The sequence below is a fragment of the Dactylosporangium sp. CA-139066 genome (assembly GCF_050936175.1).
Taxonomy (GTDB): Bacteria; Actinomycetota; Actinomycetes; order Mycobacteriales; family Micromonosporaceae; genus Dactylosporangium.
The window spans coordinates 1,188,323-1,212,648 of record NZ_JBNJNH010000001.1; the positions used below are offsets into that span (position 1 = coordinate 1,188,323).

At 70.9% G+C, this 24,326-nt stretch carries 22 protein-coding genes and 1 pseudogene; 20 read left to right on the top strand and 3 right to left on the bottom strand.

Translation table 11 applies throughout. The features are described 5' to 3' along the window. Positions 1–13: 13 nt before the first annotated feature. A complete protein-coding gene (locus ACQEVU_RS05665; RefSeq protein WP_433321465.1) occupies positions 14–853 on the bottom strand; it encodes a sensor histidine kinase in 840 nt (279 codons plus the stop codon). Next, positions 850–1,497, bottom strand: coding sequence for a response regulator (locus ACQEVU_RS05670; protein ID WP_433321467.1), 648 nt, complete (start codon positions 1,495–1,497; stop codon positions 850–852). Before ACQEVU_RS05670 ends, ACQEVU_RS05665 begins: the two co-directional genes overlap by 4 nt. Before the next feature lie 99 nt (positions 1,498–1,596). Here ACQEVU_RS05670 and ACQEVU_RS05675 point away from each other — a divergent pair. The 20 genes and pseudogenes from ACQEVU_RS05675 to ACQEVU_RS05770 all read left to right on the top strand — a co-directional run. Next, positions 1,597–1,941, top strand: a pseudogene (locus tag ACQEVU_RS05675) (GtrA family protein); the annotation flags it as partial. Positions 1,942–2,014: 73 nt separating this feature from the next. Then, complete coding sequence (locus ACQEVU_RS05680; RefSeq protein WP_433321469.1) at positions 2,015–3,304, top strand: glycosyltransferase; 1,290 nt, start codon at positions 2,015–2,017, stop codon at positions 3,302–3,304. Next, complete coding sequence (locus tag ACQEVU_RS05685; protein ID WP_433321471.1) at positions 3,294–4,895, top strand: ArnT family glycosyltransferase; 1,602 nt, start codon at positions 3,294–3,296, stop codon at positions 4,893–4,895. The genes ACQEVU_RS05680 and ACQEVU_RS05685 overlap by 11 nt, the downstream gene beginning before the upstream one ends. 20 nt (positions 4,896–4,915) lie before the next feature. After that, positions 4,916–6,382, top strand: coding sequence for a hypothetical protein (locus tag ACQEVU_RS05690; RefSeq protein WP_433321472.1), 1,467 nt, complete (start codon positions 4,916–4,918; stop codon positions 6,380–6,382). Positions 6,383–6,385: 3 nt separating this feature from the next. Further along, complete coding sequence (locus ACQEVU_RS05695; protein WP_433321474.1) at positions 6,386–7,405, top strand: ATP-binding protein; 1,020 nt, start codon at positions 6,386–6,388, stop codon at positions 7,403–7,405. Between the two features lie 85 nt (positions 7,406–7,490). Then, complete coding sequence (locus ACQEVU_RS05700; RefSeq protein WP_433321476.1) at positions 7,491–8,159, top strand: response regulator; 669 nt, start codon at positions 7,491–7,493, stop codon at positions 8,157–8,159. A 159-nt stretch (positions 8,160–8,318) separates the two neighbouring features. Further along, positions 8,319–9,539, top strand: a complete 1,221-nt coding sequence (locus ACQEVU_RS05705; protein WP_433321478.1) for a glycoside hydrolase family 5 protein — start codon at positions 8,319–8,321, stop codon at positions 9,537–9,539. Between the two features lie 69 nt (positions 9,540–9,608). Then, complete coding sequence (locus ACQEVU_RS05710; protein WP_433321480.1) at positions 9,609–10,532, top strand: alpha/beta hydrolase family protein; 924 nt, start codon at positions 9,609–9,611, stop codon at positions 10,530–10,532. A gap of 120 nt (positions 10,533–10,652) precedes the next feature. Then, positions 10,653–11,861, top strand: coding sequence for a substrate-binding domain-containing protein (locus tag ACQEVU_RS05715; protein ID WP_433334806.1), 1,209 nt, complete (start codon positions 10,653–10,655; stop codon positions 11,859–11,861). 81 nt (positions 11,862–11,942) lie between these two features. Next, positions 11,943–12,686 (top strand): ABC transporter ATP-binding protein, encoded by a 744-nt coding sequence (locus tag ACQEVU_RS05720; protein ID WP_433334808.1) that lies wholly within the window; start codon positions 11,943–11,945, stop codon positions 12,684–12,686. Next, on the top strand, positions 12,683–13,402 hold the full coding sequence (locus tag ACQEVU_RS05725) for an ABC transporter ATP-binding protein (RefSeq protein ID WP_433321482.1): 720 nt from the start codon (positions 12,683–12,685) through the stop codon (positions 13,400–13,402). Before ACQEVU_RS05720 ends, ACQEVU_RS05725 begins: the two co-directional genes overlap by 4 nt. A 169-nt stretch (positions 13,403–13,571) precedes the next feature. Next, positions 13,572–14,459 carry a branched-chain amino acid ABC transporter permease gene (locus tag ACQEVU_RS05730; RefSeq protein WP_433321483.1) on the top strand — a complete coding sequence of 296 codons (888 nt, stop codon included), beginning with the start codon at positions 13,572–13,574 and terminating at the stop codon, positions 14,457–14,459. Beyond that, positions 14,456–15,550: a branched-chain amino acid ABC transporter permease gene (locus ACQEVU_RS05735; RefSeq protein ID WP_433321484.1), complete on the top strand. Its 1,095-nt coding sequence runs from the start codon at positions 14,456–14,458 to the stop codon at positions 15,548–15,550. The genes ACQEVU_RS05730 and ACQEVU_RS05735 overlap by 4 nt, the downstream gene beginning before the upstream one ends. A gap of 555 nt (positions 15,551–16,105) precedes the next feature. Next, positions 16,106–16,864: an ABC transporter ATP-binding protein gene (locus tag ACQEVU_RS05740; protein ID WP_433321485.1), complete on the top strand. Its 759-nt coding sequence runs from the start codon at positions 16,106–16,108 to the stop codon at positions 16,862–16,864. After that, entirely contained in the window at positions 16,851–17,543 is a 693-nt protein-coding gene (locus tag ACQEVU_RS05745) for an ABC transporter ATP-binding protein (protein ID WP_433321486.1), read from the top strand. Before ACQEVU_RS05740 ends, ACQEVU_RS05745 begins: the two co-directional genes overlap by 14 nt. Before the next feature lie 14 nt (positions 17,544–17,557). Next, complete coding sequence (locus ACQEVU_RS05750; protein ID WP_433321487.1) at positions 17,558–18,799, top strand: ABC transporter substrate-binding protein; 1,242 nt, start codon at positions 17,558–17,560, stop codon at positions 18,797–18,799. 7 nt (positions 18,800–18,806) lie between these two features. Next, entirely contained in the window at positions 18,807–19,679 is an 873-nt protein-coding gene (locus tag ACQEVU_RS05755; protein ID WP_433321488.1) for a branched-chain amino acid ABC transporter permease, read from the top strand. Then, entirely contained in the window at positions 19,676–20,596 is a 921-nt protein-coding gene (locus tag ACQEVU_RS05760; RefSeq protein WP_433321489.1) for a branched-chain amino acid ABC transporter permease, read from the top strand. Before ACQEVU_RS05755 ends, ACQEVU_RS05760 begins: the two co-directional genes overlap by 4 nt. Positions 20,597–20,853: 257 nt before the next feature. After that, a complete protein-coding gene (locus ACQEVU_RS05765) occupies positions 20,854–22,395 on the top strand; it encodes an MFS transporter (protein ID WP_433321490.1) in 1,542 nt (513 codons plus the stop codon). A gap of 57 nt (positions 22,396–22,452) precedes the next feature. Continuing rightward, a complete protein-coding gene (locus tag ACQEVU_RS05770) occupies positions 22,453–23,070 on the top strand; it encodes a TetR/AcrR family transcriptional regulator (RefSeq protein ID WP_433321491.1) in 618 nt (205 codons plus the stop codon). A 575-nt stretch (positions 23,071–23,645) separates the two neighbouring features. Here ACQEVU_RS05770 and ACQEVU_RS05775 read toward each other — a convergent pair. Continuing rightward, entirely contained in the window at positions 23,646–24,320 is a 675-nt protein-coding gene (locus ACQEVU_RS05775) for an SDR family NAD(P)-dependent oxidoreductase (RefSeq protein ID WP_433321492.1), read from the bottom strand. Between the last annotated feature and the right edge of the window lie 6 nt (positions 24,321–24,326).

A 24,326-nucleotide genomic window follows, 5' to 3' on the forward strand; every position in this document is an offset into this window, starting at 1 on the left:
GCGCGAGGGCGGGTCACCCGGTGGGGAGGGCCGCGCGCACGACGGTCCCGGCGCCGGGCGCGCTGTGGATGTCGACCGTCCCGCCCAGCAGCTCGGCCCGCTCGCGCATCGAGCGCAGCCCGAGGCGCCCCGGGTGGCTCGCGTCGGGCACGAAGCCGACGCCGTCGTCGATGACCTCGAGCACGACGTGGCTGTCGTCGCCGGCCAGGCGGACGGTCACCTGCGAGGCCTCGGCGTGCCGGGCGGCGTTGCCGAGGGCCTCCAGCGCGATGCGGTACAGCGCCTCCTCCACCCGCGGGCTGGCCGGCGGGTCGGCGTCGAGCTCGAGCCCCCATCCGGAGCGGCCGGGCGCGTTGTGCAGGGTCTCGAACACGCCCTTGAGCGCGGTGGCGAGCCCGGCGCCGACCAGCGTCTCGGGCCGCAGCCGCAGGATGATGCCGCGCAGGTCGGTCAGGCCGGCCGCCGCCGTCTCCTTGATCCAGGCCAGCGACGCCTCGGCGTGCGCGGGGTTGCCGTGCATCAGCTCGGCGGCGGTGCCGGCGCCGAGGCTGATGCCGTACAGCGTCTGCACCATCGAGTCGTGCAGGTCCCGGGCCAGCCGGGCGGGCTCCGCGGCCGAGGCGAGCAGCAGCTCGGCCAGCGGCACGAACGGGGCGAGGGCGTCCGGGCGCGGCGCCCGCCGCCCGCTGACGGCCAGCAGGCCGCCCGCCACCGGCTGATACGCGACGCGCTCGGTGCACACCGGCCGCCCGCTCGCCATCGCCCGGAGCGCGACCGCGCGGTCCACGACGTCGTGCGGGCCGGAGCCCGAGACGATGGCCCCGCGGGCGTCGAGGACGTAGACGGCGGTCACGAAGGGGCCGCCGCATGTACCGGGACGAGGCCGACGCGCATCGCGTACAGCGCGGCCTGGGTCCGGCTCTCCGCGTTGAGCTTCTGCAGGATGTTGCTCACGTGCGTCTTGACCGTCTGCGGCGCGATGTGCAGCTCGCGGGCGATCTGACCGTTGGCGCGGCCGCGGGCCAGCAGCGTGAGTACCTCCTCCTCGCGGCGGGTCAGCTGCGGCGGGGTGGTCGGCACGTGCACGTCGCGCACCAGCCGTGCGGCCACCGCCGGGGAGAGCTGGACCTGGCCGGCCGCCGCGGCCCGCACCGCGCGGTGCAACTCCTCGGCGTCGGTGTCCTTGAGCAGGTAGCCGACCGCGCCGGCGTGCAGGGCGTCGGCGATCAGCTGCGGCTCGAGGTACCCGCTCAGCGCCACGACCTCGACGCTGGGCAGCTCCCGGCGGATGACCGCGATCGCGCTGATCCCGTCGAGGACCGGCATGAGCAGGTCCATCAGCACGATGTCGGGCCGCAGCTCGTGGGTCAGCGCCACGGCCTCGCGCCCGTCGGCCGCCGCGCCGACCGGCTCGAGGTCCGGGCTGAGGGCCAGGAAGCTGCGCAGCCCCTCGCGGACCATCGCATGGTCGTCGGCGATCAAGATCCTGATACTCATCGCCGCGCGCTATACCCCGCAAAAGGAACAAATACCGCTCGGCGGCTTACGCCAAATGGGGTAGGACGAAGGTCCGGAACAAGCCCGGACCGCGGCGTGATGTGGCCGGGGGCGCCCGTCGGCACGGTTGGGGGTGTGACGCCCTACTTGCACCGGCTGAGCCGGTTCTCCCTGGTGGGAGTCAGCGGTGTCGTCGTCAACAACGCCGCCCTGCTCGTGCTGCACGGGCTGCTCGGGCTCGCCCTGCTCCCGGCCACGGTAGCAGCCGTCGAACTCGCTCTGGTGTCCAACTACGTCCTGCACGAACTGTGGACCTTCCGGCGTCGCCGCCTTTCGTTGCAGCGGTTCGCGTACTTCAGCCTCGCCGGTCTGGCCGCGATGCCGGTCAACGTCGTCGTGGTGCAGCTGCTGGTCGGTCTCGGCATGCACTATCTCCCCGCCAACCTGGTCGGCATCGCGGCTGGATTCGGGGTCAACTTCGCCGTCAGCTCGAAGTGGATTTGGAGTGAACGCACCGATGGAGAAGTTGGTGTTGGCCGTCCTCACCCTGATCTCGCTGGTGCTGACGGTGCAGGCGGCCCACGCCCTGTATCTCATGATCTACACGTGGGACCAGCCGGAGGCGGACGCCAAGGCACGCGTCCCCGATCAACGTGCTACGCCGGAAATTTCGTTCACCGCAATCCTCCCGGCACGGCACGAGGAGGAGGTCATCCAACACACCATCGCCCGCGCCGCGTCCGCTGAATACCCGCCGCACCTCGTGCAGATCCTCGTCGTCTGCTCGGCCGACGACGTGGGCACGATCGAGCGGGCCCGGGCGCAGGTCGAGGCGCTGCGCGCGACCGGACGCAACAACGTCGACGTGGTCGTGTTCGACGACGGGCCGATCAACAAGCCGCACGGGCTCAACACGGCGCTGCGCTACGCCACCAACGACGTCGTGGCCATCTTCGACGCCGAGGACGAGGTCCAGCCGCAGCTGTTCGACATCGTCAACACGATCATGCTGTCCGACGACGTCAGCGTGGTGCAGGCGGGCGTGCAGCTGATGAACTTCGACTCCAACTGGTACTCGACGTTCAACGTGCTGGAGTACTTCTTCTGGTTTCGCAGCCGGCTGCACTACCACGCCAAGAACGGGGCGATCACCCTCGGCGGCAACACGGTTTTTTTCAAGCGCGACCTCATCGAACGGCTCGGCGGCTGGGACGAGTCCAACCTCACCGAGGACGCCGACATCGGGCTGCGGGTCTCCAGCATGGGCGAGAAGGTCCGGGTGGTCTACGACGACCGCTACGTCACCAAGGAGGAGACGCCGCCGACGCTGCAGAGCTTCATCAAGCAGCGCACGCGGTGGTGCCAGGGCTTCATGCAGACCCTGGGCAAGGGGACCTGGAAGCTCATGCCCAACCGGCGGCAGCGCTTCCTGGCCTGGTACACCCTCGCGTTCCCGCACGTGCAGGCGATGCTCGGCTTCTACCTGCCGGTCGCGCTGCTGAGCGCCTTCGTGCTCAGCGTTCCCGTGCCGGTGGCCATGCTGTCGTGGCTGCCGGTGCTCCTGCTCGGCGCGCACTTCGTCATGTCCGTCGTCGGGCTCTACGAGTTCACCGGCGCGCACGGCCTCAAGGCCACCCCGGGCACGGTCGTGAAGATGGCGATCACCTGGTTCCCGTACCAGATGGTGCTGTCCTACGCCGCCGGGCGGGCCCTCTACCGACAGCTCAAGGGCGCCACCAACTGGGAGAAGACGGCCCACGTCGGCGCTCACCGCACCGAGGCACCGGAGTTGACCAATGTCGGCTGATGTCCTCACAAGACCGAAGGCCGCAGCCGGTACCGCACCGAAGCCGGACAAGGCCCCGAAGGCGCTCATCGCGCTGTGCATGCTCATCGGGCTGGTCAGCCACGGCTGGAACATGTTCCGGTATCCGCTGTACCTCACCGACGAGGGCATCTACATGGAGCAGGCCTGGTCGGTGCTGAAGGAGGGCAAGCTCTCCCCGTACACGTACTTCTACGACCACGCCCCGATGGGCTGGCTGGCCCTGGCCGGGTGGGTCGGCGTGCTGCCGGGCGGCTTCTCCGCGTTCGGCAACGCGCTCAACACCGGCCGGGTGCTCATGCTCATCGTCCACCTGGCGTCGGTGTTCCTGATGTTCGAGATCATCCGGCGCTTCACCGGGAGCAAGCCGGCGGGGTTCCTGGCCACGTTCGTGTTCAACCTGAGCCCGCTCGGGGTGTACTACCAGCGCCAGGTCCTGCTGGACAACCTCATGATGTTCTGGATCCTCCTGGGCCTGTACATGCTGGCCCGCCGCGACGGGCGGATCGTCACCGCGATGGGCGCCGGGGCGTGCTTCGGCCTGGCCCTGGTGACCAAGGAGAACGCGGTGTTCCTGCTGCCCGGCTGCGCGTACCTGCTGCACAAGACGATCAAGGAGCAGAACAACCGGCGCTTCGGGCTCAGCTTCTGGTGGTTCGCGGTCCTGGTGCCCGTGGGCTGCTACCTGCTGTATGCCCAGATCAAGAACGAGCTGTTCCCCGAGGGCTTCCAGTTCAGCCCGGACAACAACCAGCTCAAGGGCCACGTGTCGCTGCTCAACACCATCTGGTGGCAGATGCACCGCAACTCCAACAGTTCCAACGGCCTGTCCTTCACCTACCTGCTGCAGCAGAGCTGGCTGTTCAAGGACCGCTACCTGCTCATCGCCGGGGCCGCGGCGACGGTGCTGGTGCTCATCGCGGGCCGGCGCAACAAACGGCTGCGCACGCCGATGCTGGCGTGCGGGCTGATGACCGTCGGCTACGCGTTCTACCTCAGCCGCAGCGCGCTGCTGGACTTCTACATCGCGCCGATGGTGCCGCTGTTCTCGCTCAACCTCGGCATGTTCTTCGGCTGGCTCACCCGCCGCACCAAGCAGGCCGGCGCGGCGGTGCTCGTGGCCTGCGTGCTGGTGCCGGTGCTGGTGATGCCGGGCGGCTTCCTGGTGAAGTACAACGCCAGGGGCCAGCTGGAGTTCAGCGACGCGTACCGGCTGCCGCTCACCCGGCTGCAGGAGCAGCAGGTGGCGTGGATCAAGCACAACATCCCGACCAGCGCGCGGCTCATCATCGACGACGACATCTGGGTGTCGCTGCACGACAGCAAGCCGGCGTACAAGTACGCGCATCCGCACTACAAGGCCACGTCCGACCCGGACGTGCGGGACAAGGTCTTCCATTCCAGCTGGGAGAACGTCGACTACGTCGTGATGTCGAACAAGATGCGCGACGCACTCCAGCGCGGCGGCGAGACCTGGATCATCGAGGCGATCGACCAGCACGGGACGACCGTGTGGCAGGCGACCCGGGGCGACGTCTCACTGTCCATCGTCAAGATCGGCAATTCGTCGTAGGTTGTTGAAGGGGCGTCGAGATGCAATCGCTCAAGCATCGGCCCGCGATCCCGCGGGGCAAGGGTCGCCGGAAACGGGCCAAGGCCAAGTTCAAGCTCTCCCGCAAGCGCGTGCTGCTGGCCGGCGCCGCGGCCGTGCTCATGGTGCTGGTGGGCCGCTCGCTGCTGCCGGCGCTCGGGGTGAGCGCGCCGGGGCTGGGCGGCGGCGGCGCCGAGGAGACCCCGACCGAGGTGCAGACCAAGGCCCCGCCCGCGCCCACCATCGACCTGAACGGGGTCCTGGTGCAGGGCGGCGGATCGCCGATGATCACGCTGAACCCTGGGCTGGTGCGGCTCGGGGGCGGCGTCACCGTTTCGGGCTCCGGCTTCGACCAGGGCTCCATGGTCGACGTGTACCTCGGGCCCTCCTCCCAGCCGGGCCAGAAGGCGCCCAAGAACGCCGGCAAGCCGCACCAGGTGGCCACGGCGAAGGCGGGGAAGTGGGGCGTGTTCACCGCCAACTTCTCCATGCCGAACACGATGAGCGCGCCCGTGCAGGAGGTCACCGCCCAGGCCCGCGGCAGCGACAAGGTGGCCAAGGCCGAGGCCTCGGTGGCCCAGGGCGCCGGGCAGGCCACGCTGTCGGCGATCGTCGGCCGGCCGGGCGACGTCGTCAACCTGACCGTCAAGGGCTTCACGCCGGGGGAGCAGCTCAACGTGTACTGGGGCCGCATCAACGGCGACCCGAACCTCACCCTGAAGGCCGACGAGGATGGCTCGGTGGGTAAGACGCCGATCAAGGTCGGGGTCACGGCCGTCGGGACGACGAGTCTGATAGTCGTGGGCAAGACGAGCGGGGCGGCGGCCAGCGCGCCGTTCCAGGTGCTGCGGCTGTACCCGTCGATCAAGCTGGCGCCGTACGCGGTGAAGGCGACCCAGAAGATCACGTTCTCGGGCAGCGGCTTCGCGCCGGGCGAGCGGGTGCTGGTGCGCCTCAACGCGGCCGGCGGGCAGCCCGTCATGGCCGTGGAGACGGACGGCGCCGGCACGTTCAAGGGCGCCGGCCTGGTCATGCCGTTCCAGCTCAAGGGCGCGCAGTCGCTGGTCTTCATGGGCGAGCAGAGCCGCGCCGCGGTCTCCACCGGGTTCACCATCCTGCCGTTCACCCCGCAGGCGCGCACCAACGCGTACGGCGGCCTGCCCGGCACGGTGGTCAACTTCTACGCGACCCAGTTTGCGCCGAACGAGGCCGTGCACGTGACCGTCCGGACGGCCAAGGGCGCCAAGCCGGAGCTGGTGGCCGCGTTCCGGGTGGACGCGAAGGGCACCGCGCGGGCGGTCGGGCAGTACACGATCCCCGGCGACACCGAGGACACCGTGGTGTTCCAGCTGCACGGCCAGCGCAGCGACGCGGTCGCGACGGTGAACTTCAAGGTCGACAAGTCGGGTGGCCCGGTCGACATCCCGTCGGCCAAGCCGTACGTCGTGCCGAAGGATCTGGAGAACTGAGGGTTGTACTGGCAGGCGTTCCGCGCCGCCCCGGAAGCGTTGATCGTGCTCGACGCCGCCGGGGTGGTGCGCCTGGCCAGCAGCGCCGCCGAGGCACTGTTCCAGCGCACCACCGCCGACCTCGTCGGCCGCCGGGTCCGCGACCTCTTCACCGGCGAGCCGGATTTCAGCCCCGAGGAGCCGGTGGCGACCGCGGTGCGCCTGCCCGACGGCCGGGAGCTGCCCGTCGACGTGCGCTCCCGCACGCTGGAGGGCGACCCCAGCGGCCTGCTGGTCCTCGCCGTCGACGACCAGAGCAACCCGGCCCGCAGCCGGGCGAGCCTCGAGCAGCGCATCGCCCGGCTCACCCTCACCGGCCACGAGCAGGGCGAGCTGCTCACCGACCTCATGGTCACCCAGGAGCGGGAGCGGGCCCGCATCGCCGCCGGCGTGCACGACGACAGCCTGCAGGTGATCACCGCGGCCACCCTGCGCCTGCAGCATCTGCGCCGGCGGCTGCGCGACCCGGCGGATTTGGAGATCCTCGACCGGCTCGAGGCGTCGCTGGTCCAGGCGGCCGCCCGCCTGCGCCGGCTCATCTTCGACTTCCGCCCGCCCCGGCTCACCGACGAGGGGCTGGCCGCCGCCACCCGCGACCTGCTCGAGGACCTCGCCGAGGACCACGACATCGAGGTGACGGTCGAGAACCGGCTCACCGCCGAGCCGGCGCTGCCGACCCGGCTGCTGATCTTCCGCATGCTGCAGGAGGCCGTGGCCAACGTCGGCAAGCACGCCGGGGCGGACCGGTGCACGGTGATCCTCGGCGAACAGGACCGCGGCTACCTGATCCGCGTCGTCGACGACGGCATCGGCGCCGAGAACCTGCACAGCGACCCCGGCCACCTCGGGCTGCTGCTCATGCGCGAGCGGGCGGCGCTGGCCGGCGGGTGGTTCCGGATCAGCAGCGTTCCCCGCAGCGGTACCACCGTCACGTTCTGGGTGCCGCGCGGCGCCGACCTCGAGTCCAAGGGAGCCTCACCATGAGCGGTCTGGAGCGAAGCGGAGGAGCCGTGAATCATATGCACAGGTTTGACTCGCGCCGGCGCCGCAGCGTTGCGGAGGTGACGGCGTGAGCCGTCCGCCGTACCGGGTGCTGATCGTCGAGGACCACCAGGTGGTCGCGGAGGGGCTCGCGGCGCTGCTCAACGAGCACCCGGAGCTGCGGGTGGTGGCCCTGGCCGGCAGCGTGGGCGAGGTCGAGCACCTGGCCGACGTGGAGCGGGTCGACGTGGTGCTGTGCGACTTCTGGCTGCCCGACGGCACCGGCGCCGAGGCCGTCGCCGCGCTGCGCTCGCACCAGCCCGAGGTCGCGATCGTGTTTCTCAGCGCCGACCAGAGCGACCAGGTCATCCTCACCGCGCTCGAGTCCGGCGCGGCGGGCTACCTCATCAAGAGCGCGGGCGGTGCCGACGTGGCCGAGGCCGTACGCCGGGCCGTCGACGGCGAGATCCTGGTGCCCGCCCGCCAGCTGGCGAAGCTCCTGTCCCGGCGGCGCGAGGAGTCCCGCCGCTCGCAGGAGCATGCCCGGCGCCTTGATAGCCTCACGCCGCGCGAGCGGCAGATCCTCGCCCTGATGACCGAGGGCATGGACAACCGTGACATCGCGCGCGAGCTGAGCATCAGCTACACCACGGTCCGCAGCCACGTGCGCCACCTGCTGAGCAAGATGGGCGCCCGCTCGAAGCTCGAGGCCGTCGTGCGTGCGGCGGAGTGGGATGCGCCGCCGGTCGGCTCGTGAGGGGCGGCCCTTCCGGCACCTCGTGATCGCAGCGTGATCACCGCATTGCTCCTCCACTTGTAGTACCTACAAATCCGACATTTGTACGCTGACTGGATATTCCCGAGATCCGTAACGTTCTGATCTGCCCCGCCGTCACACGTGAGGACAGGTCAGTTCATGGGTCGCACGCGTCTCTACTGGATTTCAGCCCTGGTAGCGCTCGCTGTCGCGGGAGTGGCACTGGTGCCGCTCCTGCACCACGAAAAGAAGGTCCACCCGACGATGACGCAGTCCGCTCAGCGGCTGCAGATGCCCTTGCATGCCGAGGGCAGCCGGATCGTGGACGCTCGCGGTGAGACCGTGACGTTCACCGGCGTGAACTGGTTCGGTCTGGAGACGAACACCTTCGCGCCGCACGGCCTCTGGTCGCGAGGTCTCGACGACATGCTCGACCAGATGGTCGGTCAGGGCTTCAACTCGATGCGCCTGCCGTTCAGCAACGAGCTGTTCGACCCGGCCTCGAAGCCGACCGGCGTCGACTACGCGCTCAACCCCGGCCTCAAGGACCTGACCGGTCCGCAGATCATGGACAAGGTCGTCGAGGGCGCCACCAAGCGCGGCATGATGGTCATCCTGGACCGGCACCGCCCGGACTCGCAGGGTCAGAGCAACCTCTGGTACACCGACAAGGTCTCCGAGGACCGCTGGATCTCCGACTGGGTGAATCTCGCCAAGCACTACAAGAACAACCCGCTGGTGGTCGGCGCCGACCTGCACAACGAGCCGCACGGTGAGGCCACGTGGGGCGACGGCAACGCCAAGACCGACTGGCAGGCCGCCGCGCAGCGGGCCGGCGACGCGGTGCTCAAGGCCAACCCCAACTGGCTGATCATCGTCGAGGGCATCGAGAACTACAAGACCGCCGACGGCCAGAGCGACGGCTACTGGTGGGGCGGCAACCTGCAGGGCGCCAAGGCGCACCCGGTGAAGCTGTCGGACCAGTCGAAGCTGGTGTACTCCGCGCACGACTACAGCCCGAAGGTCTGGTCGCAGCAGTGGTTCAACGACCCGTCGTTCCCGGCCAACATGCCGGCGCTGTGGGACAAGCAGTTCGGGTACCTCGTGAAGAGCCAGACCGCCCCGGTCCTGATGGGTGAGTTCGGCGGCCGCTCGGTGGCCGAGAAGGACGCCCAGGGCAACAAGGACCTGGAGGGCATCTGGCAGCGCAACCTCGTCTCCTACCTGAAGGACAACGGGCTCAGCTACACCTACTGGGCCTGGAACCCGAACTCCGGTGACACCGGCGGGGTCCTGAAGGACGACTGGAAGACGGTCGACGCCGACAAGGCGGCGCTGCTGAAGAGCTACCAGGCGCCTCTGGCCGCGGCCGCGCAGTAACCACGCGCGCATCGCCGGTCGGCGAGGCCCTCCCTCCGCTGTTACATTTCGCGGGGGGAGGGCCTTTCCATGCCTGAGACAGTGATCTTCGTCGATTCTGCCCAGGGTCCGCTCAACGCGGTCCTGTGCCTGCCCGACGGTCCGGCCCGCGGCGGCCTCGTGCTGTCCGACGGCTCCGGGCCGGCCACCCGCGACGACTGGCAGGGCGTGCCCGGCTGGCTCGCCGAGCGCGGCATCGCCACGCTGCGCCACGACAAGCCCGGCTGCGGCGGCTCGCCCGGCGACTGGCGCACCCAGACCTTCGCCGACCGGGCCGCCGAGGCCCTCGGCGCGCTCGCCACGCTGCGCAAGCACGCCGGCGTCGAGCGGGCCGGGCTGATCGGCTACAGCCAGGGCGGCTGGATCTCCCTGCTCGCCGCGGTCACCGCCCCCGACCAGGTCGACTTCGTGGTCACGCTCGGCGGCCCGTTCGTGGGCATGGAGGAGCAGGAGCGGGCCCTGCTCGCCCGGGTCATGCGCCGCCACGGGCTGGCGGAGGAGTCCGTAGCGGCCGGCCTCGCCTGGGCCGACGAGCGCGCCGCCCGGCTCGCCGCCGGCGAGGATCCGGATTCGGTACTCGAGTCCCAGGCCCGCCACGCCGGAGCCGACTGGGCCGCGGTGGTCGACGGCGGGCCCTACGCCACCGCGCAGGAGCTCGGGTTCTTCGCCCGGGCGCTGAGCTTCGACCCGGCCGCGCTGCTGCCGTTCCTGGGCTGCCCCCTGCTGGCCCTCTTCGGCGGCGATGACGAGCACGTGCCGGTCGAGCGCAGCCTGCAGGTGCTCGGCGCGCGGCTGCCGGCCCGGCATCGCGGCCTCAACGGCGTCGGCGTGTTCCCCGGCGTCGGCCACATGCTCTACCCGGTCCCCCCGCGGGACGACATTTCGCTGTTCGAGCAGCTGTCCCCGGCCTTCCTGCCGCTGCTCGGGGCCTTCCTGGACCGCGTCGCCCCATAGGGTTCCGCCCATTCTGTGTGGCCTGCCCACATAGCTACGTGCCCGACGCCACTCCTAGCGTGTGCGAACACCGCCAGCAGGCGCTGGCCTTAACAAGGCGTTCACACGGAGGAAGCGTTGATCAGGCAGACAAGCGCGCCGCGGCGGGTCTTGTTCGCGGCGCTCGGGCTCTCGCTCGCCGCGACGTTCGCGTCGGCGTGCAGCAGCCCGCAGGAGGCCGCGCAAGAGCCGGCCGGGGACGGCGCACCGATCAAGGTCGGCCTCGTCTATTCGCAGACCGGGCCGCTCGCGAGCTACGGCAAGCAGTACATCGAGGGCTGGAAGGCCGGCCTCGCCTACGCCACCAAGGGCACCGGCAAGGTGGGCAACCGCCCGATCGAGGTCAAGGAGGTCGACGACGCCGGCGACGCGGCCAAGGCGGTGTCGGCCGGCAAGGACCTCATCGGCCAGGGATACAAGATCATCGCCGGCAGCACCTCGTCCGCGGTCGCCGGGCAGATGGCGCCGCTGGCCGCCCAGAACAAGGTCCTGTTCATCTCGGGGCCGGCGGCCACCGACGCGATCACGGGCATCAACAAGTACACCTTCCGCTCCGGCCGCCAGTCCTACCAGGACGTGCTGGCCGCCAAGTCCTACCTGCCGGCGCCGTCGGGCAAGAAGGTCCTCGTCTTCACGCAGGAGGGCGCGTTCGGCAAGTCCAACGCCGACGCCGTCAAGGCGGTCGTCGGCGGGGCCGGCGCCACGGTCGACACCCTCGCCGTGCCGGCCAACGCCACCGACTTCACCGGCTTCGCCGTGCAGGCCAAGAACGCCAAGGCCGACATGATCTTCGTCGCGTGGGCCGGCACCACCGCCACCGCCATGTGGCAGGCCCTCGACCAGCAGGGTGTGCTCGGCTCGACGCTCGTGGTCACCGGCATCGACCAGCGCGCCTCCTGGCCGACGTTCGGCGCCGCCGGCTCGAAGATCTCCCTGCTCGCCCACTACTTCGACGGCGCCAGCGACAACGAGGCCACGGCCGCGCTGCGCAAGAGCGTGGACGGCGGCAAGGTCGACCTGTTCCACCCGGACGGCTTCACCGCCGCGCAGATGGTGGTCCGGGCCGCGCAGGAGGGCGGCGACGACGTCGACAAGATGGTCACCGCGCTTGAGGGCTGGAGCTTCGACGGCGTCAAGGGCAAGCTGACCGTCCGCAAGGAGGACCACGCCCTGCTGCAGCCGATGTTCCAGGGCAAGTTCTCCGGCTCCGGCGCCGACCTCAAGCCCGAGCTGGTGAAGGCGCTCGACCCGGCCGACGCCGCGCCGCCGGTCGCGCAGATGAAGGGCTGAGCGGTGTCGCTCGGCGCCACACCACCGATGCCTGAGTCTTCCCGGGGGGTGGCGCCCAGTCGTGACTCCCCGGCCACCGGCCTGCTGAGCACCCGGCGCCTGACGTGGCGGGTAGGCGGGGTCGCCATCGTCGACGGGGTCAACATCGACCTGGCCGAGGGCGAGTTCCTGGCCGTCATCGGCCCCAACGGCGCCGGCAAGACGTCGCTGTTCAACCTCATCTCGGGCCTGCGCCGCCCCTCCGACGGCTCCGTGTCCCTGGCCGGGCACGACCTGACCCGGCTGCCCACGCACCGGCGGGCCCGCCTCGGTCTCGGGCGGACCTTCCAGTCCTCGTCGGTCTTCGGCTCCCTCACCGTCGCGGCGAACGTCCGGCTGGCCGTGCAGGCCCGCCGCGGCGGCTCGATCCGCCCGTTCCCGTGGCCGGGCCGCGACCGCGAGATCGCCGAGCGGGCCGAGCGCGTGCTGTGGCGGGTCGGCCTCGACCACCGGGCCGGGGCACTGGCCGGCAACCTCGCCCACGGCGAGAAGCGCAAGCTCGAGATCGCCCTGTTGCTGGCCGGCGAGCCGCGGGTGCTGCTGCTCGACGAGCCGATGGCCGGCGTCAGCGCCGAGGACGTGCCCGGGCTGGTCGCGCTGATCCGCAGCCTGACCCGCGACGAGCGGCGCAGCGTGCTCATGGTCGAGCACCACATGGACGTGGTCCTCGACCTGGCCGACCGCGTCGCCGTCATGCACCACGGCGCCCTGCTGGTCTGCGACACCCCGGAGGTGGTCATGGCCGACCGCACGGTCCAGGAGGCGTACCTGGGGGAGAAGCTGTGAGCATCCTCGAGATCGGGGACCTTTCCGTCCGCATCGCCGGGTCCCACATCCTGCAGGGCGTCACGTTCGGCGTCGCCCCGCACGGCGTGACCGCGCTGCTCGGCCGCAACGGCGTCGGCAAGACCACCACGCTCAAGGCGGTGCTGGGCCTGCTGCCCCCGAAGGCCGAGGTCGGCGGCGAGGTGCGCTTCGCCGGCGCGGACATCACCCGGGCGCAGACGCACCGCCTGGTCCGCGAGGGCCTCGGCTACGTGCCCGAGGACCGCGGCGTCTTCGGCGGCCTGACCGTCGCCGAGAACCTGCGCCTGGCCGAGCGCCCCGGCGCCGAGCCCGACTACGCCCGCGTCTACGGCCTCTTCCCCGAGCTGCAGCGGCGCGGCCGGCAGCGGGCCGGCACCCTGTCCGGCGGCCAGCAGCAGATGGTGGCCATCGGCCGGGTGCTGCTCAACCCCAACCGGCTGCTGCTCATCGACGAGCCGACCAAGGGCCTCGCGCCGAAGGTGGTCAGCGAGGTCGCCGCCGTGCTGGACACCGTCGCCCAGGTCGTGCCGATGCTGCTGGTCGAGCAGAACCTGGCCGTCGTGCGCCGGCTGGCCCAGGACGCCGTGGTCATCGCCAACGGCAAGGTGGCCTACACCGGCGGCGCCCGGGACCTGCTGGACTACACCGAGAAGACCAAGGCGCTGCTGGGCGTCGGCAAGGGAGACCACGCATGAGCGGTACGGAGCGAAGCGGAGTGGCCGCTCATCAGGGATTCCTCAAACTCATGCGGGCGCCGGAGCGAAGCGGAGGTGCTGGCATGAGCGGTACGGAGCGAAGCGGAGTGGCCGCTCATCATGGATTCCTCAACTCATGCGGGCGCCGCAGCGTTGCGGAGGTGTTCGCATGAGCACGATCGTGCTGCTGACGCTCACCGGGCTCGGTCTCGCCGCGCTGTACTTCCTCGTCGCCTCCGGGCTTGCGCTCGTCTTCGGCCTCGCCGATGTGCTCAACTTCGCGCACGGGCTGTTCCTCTCCGTCGGCGCGTACGGCACCTGGTGGGCCGCGGGCCACGTGCCCGGCGCCGGACCGAGCGGGTGGGGCTTCGCCCTCGCCGTGCTCTGCGGCGTCGTCGCCGGCACGATCGTGGCCGCGCTGGTCGAGCTGGTGCTGATCCGGCCGCTGTACCGCCGCACGATCGAGCAGGTGCTCGTGACCGTCGGGCTGTCGCTGGCCGGCGTCGCGCTGCTGCAGGCGTCGTGGGGCAGCGACCCGCGCCCCTACCCCCGTCCGCAGTGGACGCAGCAGCTCACCAGCATCGCGGGGGCCCGGGTGCCCAACGACCGCTTCCTGCTCATCGGCGCCGCCGTCGTGGTGCTGGGCGGGTTGCTGGCCTTCTTGAAGTACACCAGGATCGGTCTGGTCATTCGCGCGGGCGTCGAGGACCGCTCGATGGTGACCGCGCTCGGCATCGACGTGCGCCGCGCCTTCACGCTCGTCTTCGCCATCGGCGGCGCCGCCGCGGCCCTGGCCGGCGCGCTCGGCGGCGTCTACGCCGGTTCGATCTCGCCGACCGGCGGCAGCTCGCTGCTCATCTTCGGGTTCATCGTCGTCGTGATCGGCGGCATGGGCTCGGTCACCGGCGCCGCCTACGCCGCGGTCGCCGTCGGCCTGCTGCAGCAGTTCGTGAACTACAACTGGTCGGGCCTCGGCGACATCTGCGTCGTGGTCCTGCTCGCGGTCGTGCTGCTCGTCCGTCCACAAGGGATCACCGGGAAGGTCGCCACCTCATGACGACACAGACGGCGCCACCGACCCGGACCACCGCGGTGCCCCCCGCCCGGCGGATCCCGCTGGCGCGCTTCGGCCCGCTCGTGGTGCTGGTCGTGTTCCTCGCCCTGCCGTACTGCGGCCTGAAGATCCCCGGCCTCTTCGACTCCGCGGTCAACGCCCCCGGCACCCTGCAGCTGCTGGCCCTGTGCCTGGTCTTCGGCGCGCTGGCCATGGGCTACGACCTGCTCTTCGGCCGCACCGGCATGCTGTCGTTCGGCCACGCCCTGTACTTCGCGGCCGGCGTCTACGGCACCGACATGCTGGTCACCAAGGCCGGCTACGGCCTGTGGACGGCCATCCTCCTGGCGGTCATCGGCACCGCGATCCTGGCCGCCCTGCTCGGCTCGGTCGCCCTGCGCACCGGCGGCATCGCCTTCGCCATGGTGACGCTGGCCTTCGCCCAGGTCGCCGCGATCACCATCGGCCGCAACCCCGGCGGCGCGACGGGCGGCGAGGAGGGCCTGCCGATGTCCACCGAGCGCGTGCCGGACTTCCTGGTCGGCGTCTCGAACACGGTGAACCTGTACTGGCTCGCCGTCGCCGTCGTGGTGATCACGGCCCTGGTCGTGCACGCGATCGCCGACTCCCCGGCCGGCCGCGTCCTGGCCGCGGTCCGCGACGACGAGCGCCGCGTCGGCGTCCTCGGCCTGGACCCGTACCGCTACCGCCTGTTCGCCTTCACCGTGGCCGGCGGCCTGGCCGGCCTGGCCGGCGCGATGTACGCCCTGCTGATCGGCGGCGCCACGCCCCACATCGCCGCGTCGGACCAGACGCTGACGCTGCTGGTGATGGTGGTGCTGGGCGGCCCGGGCACGCGCTGGGGTCCGCTGATCGGCGGCTTCCTGTTCACGTACCTGGACTACCGCCTGGTCGCCCTTGGCGACTCCGACGCGGTGGCCGGCCTGCCGGGCGTGCTGCGCGGTCCGCTGTCCCAGCCGCTCTTCATCCTGGGCACGGTGTTCATCCTGGCCGTGTACTTCTTCCCCGGCGGCCTCGCCGGCCTGCGCACCCGCCTGGGTCCACTGGCGAAGTGGATACCCGACCGGCGCTGATCGCGGCGGTCGGTGCGGCGTCGCGGCCGGTCGGTCTGGTCGGCAGCGGCCTCTCGGCAGGCAGCGACCGCAACGCGGCCGGCGCGCGCCGCTGTCCGCGCGCCGTTAGGCCGCGCGCCGGCGGCTGAGGTTGCACTGGGCCGTCCCGCGCCGCGGCGGCGTGGACCGCGGGGCGCCACGGACCGCGGGGCGCCACGGACCGCGGGGCGCCACGGACCGCGGGGCGCCACGGACCGCGGGGCGCCACGGACCGCGGGGCGCGGGGCGCCACGGACCGCGGGGCGCCACGGACCGCGTGGCGGCGTAGCGCCACGGACCGCGTGGCGCTACGGACCCCGCGGCGGCGCAGCGCCACTGACCGTGCGGGCGTGGCAATGATGATATTTCCGAAAAATCCGGGCGGCTGGCCGCCCGGATTTTTCGTGTTTGTCGGGCATGTGATCCACACATAAGCACGTAGAGAAATGTGTGGATCGGCTCCGTGGTGACGTTGGGAGCGGCCGCCATAACTTGTGGCGACCGTCACTCCAAGCCGCCAAAGGGGGTGTGTCCCACATGGACGGTTCCGCGCTCCAGGCGCGCGGCCTCACGCGCGACTTCCGCGGGTTCCGGGCCGTCGACGGGGTCGATCTCGATGTCGCGGCCGGGAGCGTGCACGCGCTCGTCGGGCCCAACGGGGCCGGGAAGACGACGCTGTTCAACCTGCTGACCGGGTTCCTGGCGCCGACCGCCGGGCGGATCGAGCTCGAGGGCCGCGACATCACCGGGCTCGCGCCCGAGCGGGTCGCGCGGCTCGGGATGGCGCGGTCGTTCCAGATCGCGAGCCTGTTCCCGCAGCAGACCGTGCGGGCGCACGTCGAACTGGCGCTGCAGGGGGCGACCTCGCTCGGGTGGGCGTTCTGGCGCTCCGAGCGGCCGCTGCGGCGCTTCCGCGAGCGGGCGGAGGAGCTGCTCGAGCGGGTCGGGCTGGCCGACACGGCCGGCAGCCCGGCCGGGAGCCTCGCGTACGGGCGCAAGCGGGCCCTCGAGCTCGCCATCGCGCTCGCGCTCGATCCGAAGGTGCTGCTGCTGGACGAGCCGACCGCCGGGATGGGCGTCGAGGACGTCGAGCGGACCGTCGAGCTGGTCGCCGCCGTCCGGGACGGGCGGACCGTCGTGCTCGTCGAGCACAACATGAGCGTCGTGGGGCGGCTCGCCGACCGGGTGACCGTGCTGCAGGCGGGGTGGGTACTCGCCGAAGGGACCTACGACCAGGTGCGCGCCGACGAGCGCGTCGTCGAGGCCTACCTGGGGAGCGTCGATGCTGCGCATTGAGGGGCTGTCCGCCTGGTACGGCGAGGCGCGCGTCCTGCGCGACGTCGACCTCGACATCCAGGCGGGCGAGGTCGTCACCCTGTGCGGGCGCAACGGCGCCGGCAAGACCACGCTGCTGCGCTGCGTCATGGGGCTGCACGGCGGGCAGTCGGGCACGGTCGAGCTGGCCGGCGCCGACATCACCAGGAAGGCCGCGCACAAGCGGGCCCGCGCGGGGCTGGGCTGGGTGCCCGACGACCGCGGCGCCTACGCCACCCTCAGCGTCGCCGAGCACCTGGCGCTGCCACCCGTCGTCGGGCCCGGCCCCTGGAGCCTCGACGAGATCCACGAGGCCTTCCCCAACCTGTACGAGCGGCGCAACAGCCCGGCCACCAAGCTCTCCGGCGGCGAGCAGCAGATGCTCGCGCTCGCCCGCGTGCTGCGCATGGGCGCCACCGTCCTGCTGTGCGACGAACCGACCGAGGGCCTGTCGCCGCTGCTGGTCCGCCGGGTCGGCGAGATCCTCGCCCGGGCCCGCGACCACGGCGCGACCGTGCTGCTCGTGGAGCAGAACCTGCGCTTCGCCACCACCATCGCCGACCGCCACTACCTGCTCGCCGAGGGGCGGATCGCCGGCACTTTCGACAACGCCGACGTGCGTTCACGCGAGGCCGAGTTCCTCGCGCACCTCGGCATCTGACCGGAGGTACACATATGAAGAGATCCATCGCTGTCGGTGCCGCCCTGTGTGTCACGCTCGCCGGCTGCGGCGGCGGAGGCCCCCGCTCGTCGGGCAGCAGCAAGCTCACCGGCGACAAGATCGTGCTGGGCGTGCTCAACGACCAGTCCGGCGTCTACGCCCAGCTGTCCGGCAAGAACTCCGTCGTGGCCGTGCAGATGGCCATCGACGACTTCAAGGCGAAGTACGGCGACAAGGCCATCACCAAGAACATCACCGTCGAGACCGCCGACCACCAGAACAAGCCCGACGTCGCCAACACGCGGGCGAGCGAGATGTACGACCGGCTCGGCGTCGACGCGATCCTCGACGTGCCGACGTCCTCGGCCGCGCTGAAGGTCGCCGACGTCGCCAAGCAGAGCAAGAAGCTGTACTTCAACATCTCCGGCGCCACCACGGACCTGACCGGCAAGTCCTGCAACAAGTACACGTTCCACTACGCCTACGACACGGCGATGCTGGCCAACGGCACCGGCACCGCGGCCACCCAGGCCGGGGCCAAGAACTGGTACATCGTGTACCCCGACTACGCCTTCGGCCAGGACATGCAGAAGTCCTTCACCGAGGCGGTCAAGAAGGGCGGCGGCACGGTCATCGCGAGCGACCCGACGCCGTTCCCGAACGACAACTTCTCCACGTTCCTGCTCAAGGCGCCGACGCTGAACCCGAAGCCGGACGTGCTGGGCACCATGCAGGCCGGCGCCGACCTGGTGAACCTCGTCAAGCAGTACAACGAGTTCAAGCTCCGGGACAAGGGCGTCGGGCTGGCCGTGGGCCTCATGTTCCTGACCGACATCCACTCGCTGACCCCGGACGCGCTGGCCGGCACCACGTTCACCGACGCGTGGTACTGGAACTTCGACGAGCAGAACCGGGCCTGGGCCGACAAGTTCGCGGCGAAGGCCGGCGGCCAGCGCCCGACGTTCGCCCACGCGGCCAACTACTCGGCGGCGATGCAGTACCTCGAGGCCGTCCAGGCGGCCGGCACCGACGACGCCGACGCGGTCGTCAAGCAGCTGGAGGGCAAGAAGGTCAACGACTTCTTCCTGCGCAACGGCGAGTTCCGGGCGGCCGACCACCGGGTGCTGCACGACGCGTACCTGGCCAAGGTCAAGCCCTCGGCCGACGTCAAGGAGCCCTGGGACTACGAGCAGATCGTGAAGACCATCCCCGCGCAGGAGGCGTTCCGCGCGCCGTCGCCCGACTGCAAGCTCTGAGTCCCTCATGGGCCTGCTCACCCACACGTTCAACGGCCTGGTCGGGGGCAGCTTCTACGCGCTGCTCGCCCTCGGCCTGGCCGTGATCTTCGGGATGCTCCGCGTCGTCAACTTCGCACACGGCGCGTTCTACATGCTCGGCGCGGTCGGCGCGTTCTTCCTGCTGGATTCCTTCGGGCTCTCCTTCTGGGTGGCGCTGGCAGTGGTACCTCTCGTGCTCGGCCTGCTGGGCGTGGCGCTCGAGAGCACCGTGATCCGGCGGCTGTCGAAGCTCGATCCGCTGTACAACTTCCTGCTCACGTTCGGGCTCACGCTGATCCTGCAGGACGCGGTGAAGGCGAAGTACGGCTCGCAGTCCAACCCGTACCACGCGCCCGCCGGGCTCGGCGGCACGGTCGACTTCGGGCTGTTCGACTTCCCGGCGTACCGCGTCTTCGTGTTCGGCGTCGCCATCGCCTTGTGCGTGGTGGTGTGGTGGGTGCTCACCCGCACCCGCGTCGGCATGGTGGTGCGGGCCGGGACCGAGCGGCCCGAGCTCACCCGGGCCCTCGGCATCGACGTCGGGCGGTGGATCGCGCCGGTGTTCGGCTTCGGCGTGGCCCTGGCGGCCCTCGCCGGCGTGCTCGCCGCGCCGATGCGGGCGGTCAACCCGCTCATGGGCGGCGACCTCATCATCGGCGTCTTCGCGGTCGTCGTGATCGGCGGGCTCGGGTCGGTGTTCGGCTCGGTCGCCGCCGGCTTCGGCATCGGGCTGCTGCAGGCGTGGAGCGAGGCGTACGGCCCGTCGCTGCTCGCCCAGACGCTCATCTTCCTGGTCATGGCGCTGGTGCTGCTGTTCCGCCCGGCCGGGCTGTTCGGCAGGGAGGAAGGTCCCGCATGAGGTGGCTGCTGCTGGCCGTGGGCGCCGCCGTCGCGCTCTGGCTGCCCAACGGGATCTACCCGGCGGTGGCCGTGGACATGCTCTGCTGGGCGCTGTTCGCGGTCGCGATCGACCTGCTGCTCGGCTACGGCGGGCTGCTGTCGTTCGGCCATGCCGCGTTCTGGGGGACGTCGGCGTACACGGCCGGGATCATCGCCGCCCGTCTGGGCGCGCCGTTCCCGGTCGCGGTCCTCGGCGGGGCGCTGCTGGCCGCCGCGCTCGCCGTGCCGATCGGGTACCTCGCGGTGCGCCGCAGCGGGATCTACTTCGCGATGGTGACCCTCGCCTTCGCGCAGATGGTGTACTTCATCGCCAACGAGTGGTCGTCGGTCACCGGCGGCGAGAACGGCCTGCAGAGCGTGCCGCGGGAGCTGTTCGGGCTGGACCTGTCCGACCCGTACTACTTCTACTACGCGGCGCTGCCGATCGCGGTGCTCGGCCTGCTGCTGGCCTGGCGGATCGTGCACTCGCCGTTCGGCCGGGTGCTGGTCGCGGTCCGGGACAACCCGAACCGGGCGCGGGCGCTGGGGTATGCGGCTTCGCGGTACAAACTCCTGGTCTTCGTCCTTTCGGCCTTTCTGGCCGGGCTCGGCGGCGGGCTGTTCGCGGTCGCGCACGGGTTCGTCTCCCTCGACGTCGTGCACTGGACGACGTCGGGCAAGGGCGTGGTCCTCGTCGTGCTCGGCGGGATCGGCACCCTGTGGGGCGGGGTGCTCGGCGCCGGCCTGATCGTCGACCTCGAGGACCAGCTCTCGCAGGCCGGCTTCACCCTGATCGGGCTGATCACGGGGGGCATCTTCGTGCTGGTGGTGCTGCTGTTCCGAAGGGGGCTCTGGGGCACCGTCGCGGATTTATTCCGCCGGTGGCGTCGAGTTTGAGTGCGGAGCATGGGGGGTCCGGGGTGGGAACCCCCCGGCGCGCCCGAGCGGAGCGAGCGCCGGCGGCGTTTTCGGTGTGATCGGACGCACTTTTCAATACGAGACGGTTCCGTATCGCGTGGCCGGCGGCTACGTTGATACGGAACTGTTCCGTATCGTTATCGCGCGTTCCAAGCCAGGGGGGCACCACCGTGGACGCAGCAACACAGGCCGCACCAGCCAACACCGGACATCCTCGACGCTGGGCCATTCTCGGCGTGCTCGTCATTAGCCTGCTCGTGGTCGTGCTGGACAACACCGTCCTCAACGTCGCCATGCGCACCATCGCCGACCCGCAGAAGGGCCTGGGCGCGACCCAGAGCCAGCTCGAGTGGGCGATCAACTCCTACACGCTCGTCTTCGCCGGCCTGCTGTTCACCGCCGGCATCCTCGCCGACCGCCTCGGCCGGCGCATCACGCTGACCGTGGGCCTGGCGCTGTTCGGCATCGCCTCGCTCGTCTCGGCCTACAGCGGCTCGCCCGACCAGCTGATCTGGGCCCGCGCCCTGATGGGCCTCGGCGCCGCGGCGGTCATGCCCTCGACGCTGTCGATCATCGCCAACGTCTTCGACCCGCGCGAGCGCGGCCGCGCCATCGGCGTGTGGGCCGGCGCGGTCGGCCTCGGCGTCGCGATCGGCCCGATCGTCGGCGGCCTGCTGCTCGAGCACTTCTGGTGGGGCTCGGTCTTCCTGATCAACGTCCCGATCGTGATCGTGGGCCTGATCCTGGTCAACACGCTCATCCCCGAGTCGCGCGACCCCAAGCCGGGCCGCATCGACGTCGTCGGCGTGCTGCTGTCCATCGTCGGCCTCACCCTGCTCACGTACGGCGTGATCGAGGGCGGCGACCACGGCTTCGGCAAGATCGAGGCGTGGGGCGCCCTGGCCGGCGCGGTGGTCGTGCTCGCCGCGTTCGTCGTCTACGAGCGGCGCATCGAGTTCCCGTCGCTGGACGTGCGGCTGTTCTCCAACAGCAAGTTCAGCGCCTCGACCGGCATGATCGGCCTGGTCTTCTTCGCGGCCATGGGCATCATGTTCATCAGCGCCTTCTACCTGCAGCTGGTCCGCGGGTACGGCCCGCTGGCCTCCGGCGCCCTGTTCGTGCCCTTCGCCGCCGCCCAGATGGTCTTCGCCCCGCGCAGCGCCGCGATGGTCAAGCGCTTCGGCCCGAAGGCGGTCAGCACCACGGGTCTCCTGCTGGTCGCGATCGGCCTGGCCTCGTGGATGTTCATCTCCGAGACCACCCCGATCTGGATCGTCGGCGCGCTGTTCTTCCTCATGGGCGTCGGCATGGCCAACGTGATGCCGCCCGCGACGGAGGCGATCATGTCGTCGCTTCCCCGTGAGAAGGCCGGCGTCGGATCGGCCGTCAGCAACACCATCCGTCAGGTCGGCGGCGCCCTCGGCGTGGCCGCCCTCGGGGCCGTCATCGCCTCGGTCTACCGCGACCACGTCGCCGACGCCACGGCCGCCCTGCCGCCCGCGGCGAGGGACGGCGCACGCGAGTCGATCTCCGGTGGCTACGCCGTGGCGTCGCACCTTGCCGGGCCCGCCCAGCAGGCGCTGATCCACAACGTGAACGACGCCTTCATCACGGCCATGCACAGCGCCGCGATCGGCTCCGCGATCTTCGCCGTCCTCGGCGCGGTCGTGGCCGTCGTCTGGCTGCCCGGCAAGCGCCCCGCCGGCGCCCCCGCCCCGTCCACCGCCGAGAGCCTGGCGGAGGAGCAGGGTGCGGAGCTGGTAACGGTCGGCGAGTGACGAGGTGAGGCGACCGGTGGGTAGCTTCGGTGTGAAAACTCGGTAACAATGGAAACCATGACGCTCAGCGTGGATGTGGTGCCTGACCAGGACCGGAAGGGTCCTGGTCGGCCCCGCAGCGCCCGGGTCGACGAGGCGATCGTGCAGGCGGTGTTCGAGCTGCTGAGCTCCGGCCAGAGCGCCGACGCGATCTCGATCGAGGCGGTCGCCGCGAAGGCCGGCGTTGGCAAGGCGACGATCTATCGCCGCTGGCCCAACAAGGAGGCGCTGCTCATCGACGCCGTCCTCGCCATGAAGGGCCCCCTGCCCGAGGTGCGCGGCGAGTCGGTGCGCGAGGACCTGATCGCCCAGGTCGCCGCGATGCGCAACAAGCGGATGGCGCAGTATGGCAAGGTCACCGCCTGCCTGATGCCCGAGCTGTTCAAGAGCGGCGAGATGACCCGGGTCTACCAGGGCGTCGTGGAGCCCCGCCGCGAGGTGATGCGCGGCATCCTGCGCCGCGGCATCGCCTCGGGCGAGCTGCGCCCGGACCTGGACGTGGAGCTGTGCCTGCTGGTCCTGTCGGGCCCGACGCTGGCGCAGAACATGCTCCGCTGGAACCCGAACGTCCCCGACGAGAACTTCGCCGAAAACCTGGTCGACTTCGTCCTCCGCGGCGCTGCTGCGGGCTCCTAGCTCGCTTCGCTCGCCCGGGGGAGCCCCGCTCCACCCGAAGCCCCTCAAAACCGGCAGCGGAGCGCCCGGCCGGCGGACGAGTTGGCTCTCTTTGGCCCGGCCCGCTGTTCGCAGCGGCGCCGGGCCACTGCACGTGCGGCGCGCTGGCCGGCTGCGGCTCGGCTGGTAGCCGTTCGCGCTCCTGTGGCTCGGCCCGCTGTTCACAGCGGCGCCTGGCCACAGTGCATCGAGCGTGTTTACGGGCTCGCCGCCTGTTGTGGTCCGACAAGTCGGGCACTCCGTGCCGCGACTTGTCGGATTTATACGTCGCCGGGGGATAAATCCGGGCAAGAGAGTTACCGGCGCCAATGTTGCTCCACGCCGTGTTGCCGGCGCCGTCGGGCCGGCGCCGTCGGGCCGGCGCCGTCGGGCCGGCGGCATGTTCTCTCCACGATTATGCGAAAAGTCGGCGACAAATCGGGCATCGTCAAGATCTTGGAGAGAGAACGCGCCCAGAGGAGTGAGAACGCTCTAGGACATGTCCGATTTGTGCCGACGGATTGGCATGACCGTGGAGCGAAAATGCGAGGGAAGCCTCACCAGGTGAGGTCGGGGCCGTCCAACGAGATGTAGCGCGGCGACGTGGGATCGGGGCTGTCCAGCAGGTCGGCCAGGCGGGCGGCGGCCTCCGACGGGGCAGTGGTGGCGTCCGCGGTGCCCATGGTCGTGGTCAGGGCGCCCGGGTGTACCGCCCAGCAGCGCACACGGCCGGCCAGTTCCTGAGCGAGCGCGATCGTCAGCATGTTCTGGGCGGCCTTCGAGATCCGGTACGCGTAGCTGGTGCTCCGCCCCGCGAACGCCCCGGCCGCCTGGGCCGACAGCGAGCCCAGCCGGGACGACACGTTGACGATCAGGGGCGACGGGGCGGCGACCAGGGCGGGGAGCAGTGCCTGCGCCAGGCGCAGCGGGCCGGCCACGTTGACGTCGACGGCGTTCACGATGCTCTGCGGGTCGCACGACGCGAGCGGTACGCCCGGCGCGCCGACGCCGGCGTTGTTGACCAGCGCGTCGAGGGGGCGGCCGGCCACCGCGTCGAGCAGGGCCGGCCCGACGGGGTCGCGGACGTCCTGCAGCACCGGGCGGATGCCGTCGCGCGGCGAAAATGTGCCACGGACGCACGCCACGACCTCCCAGCCGCGCGACGCCAGGCATTCGGCCAGCGCCAGACCCAGGCCGCGTCCGGCGCCCGTCACCACCGCCAGCCGACCCACGGACAG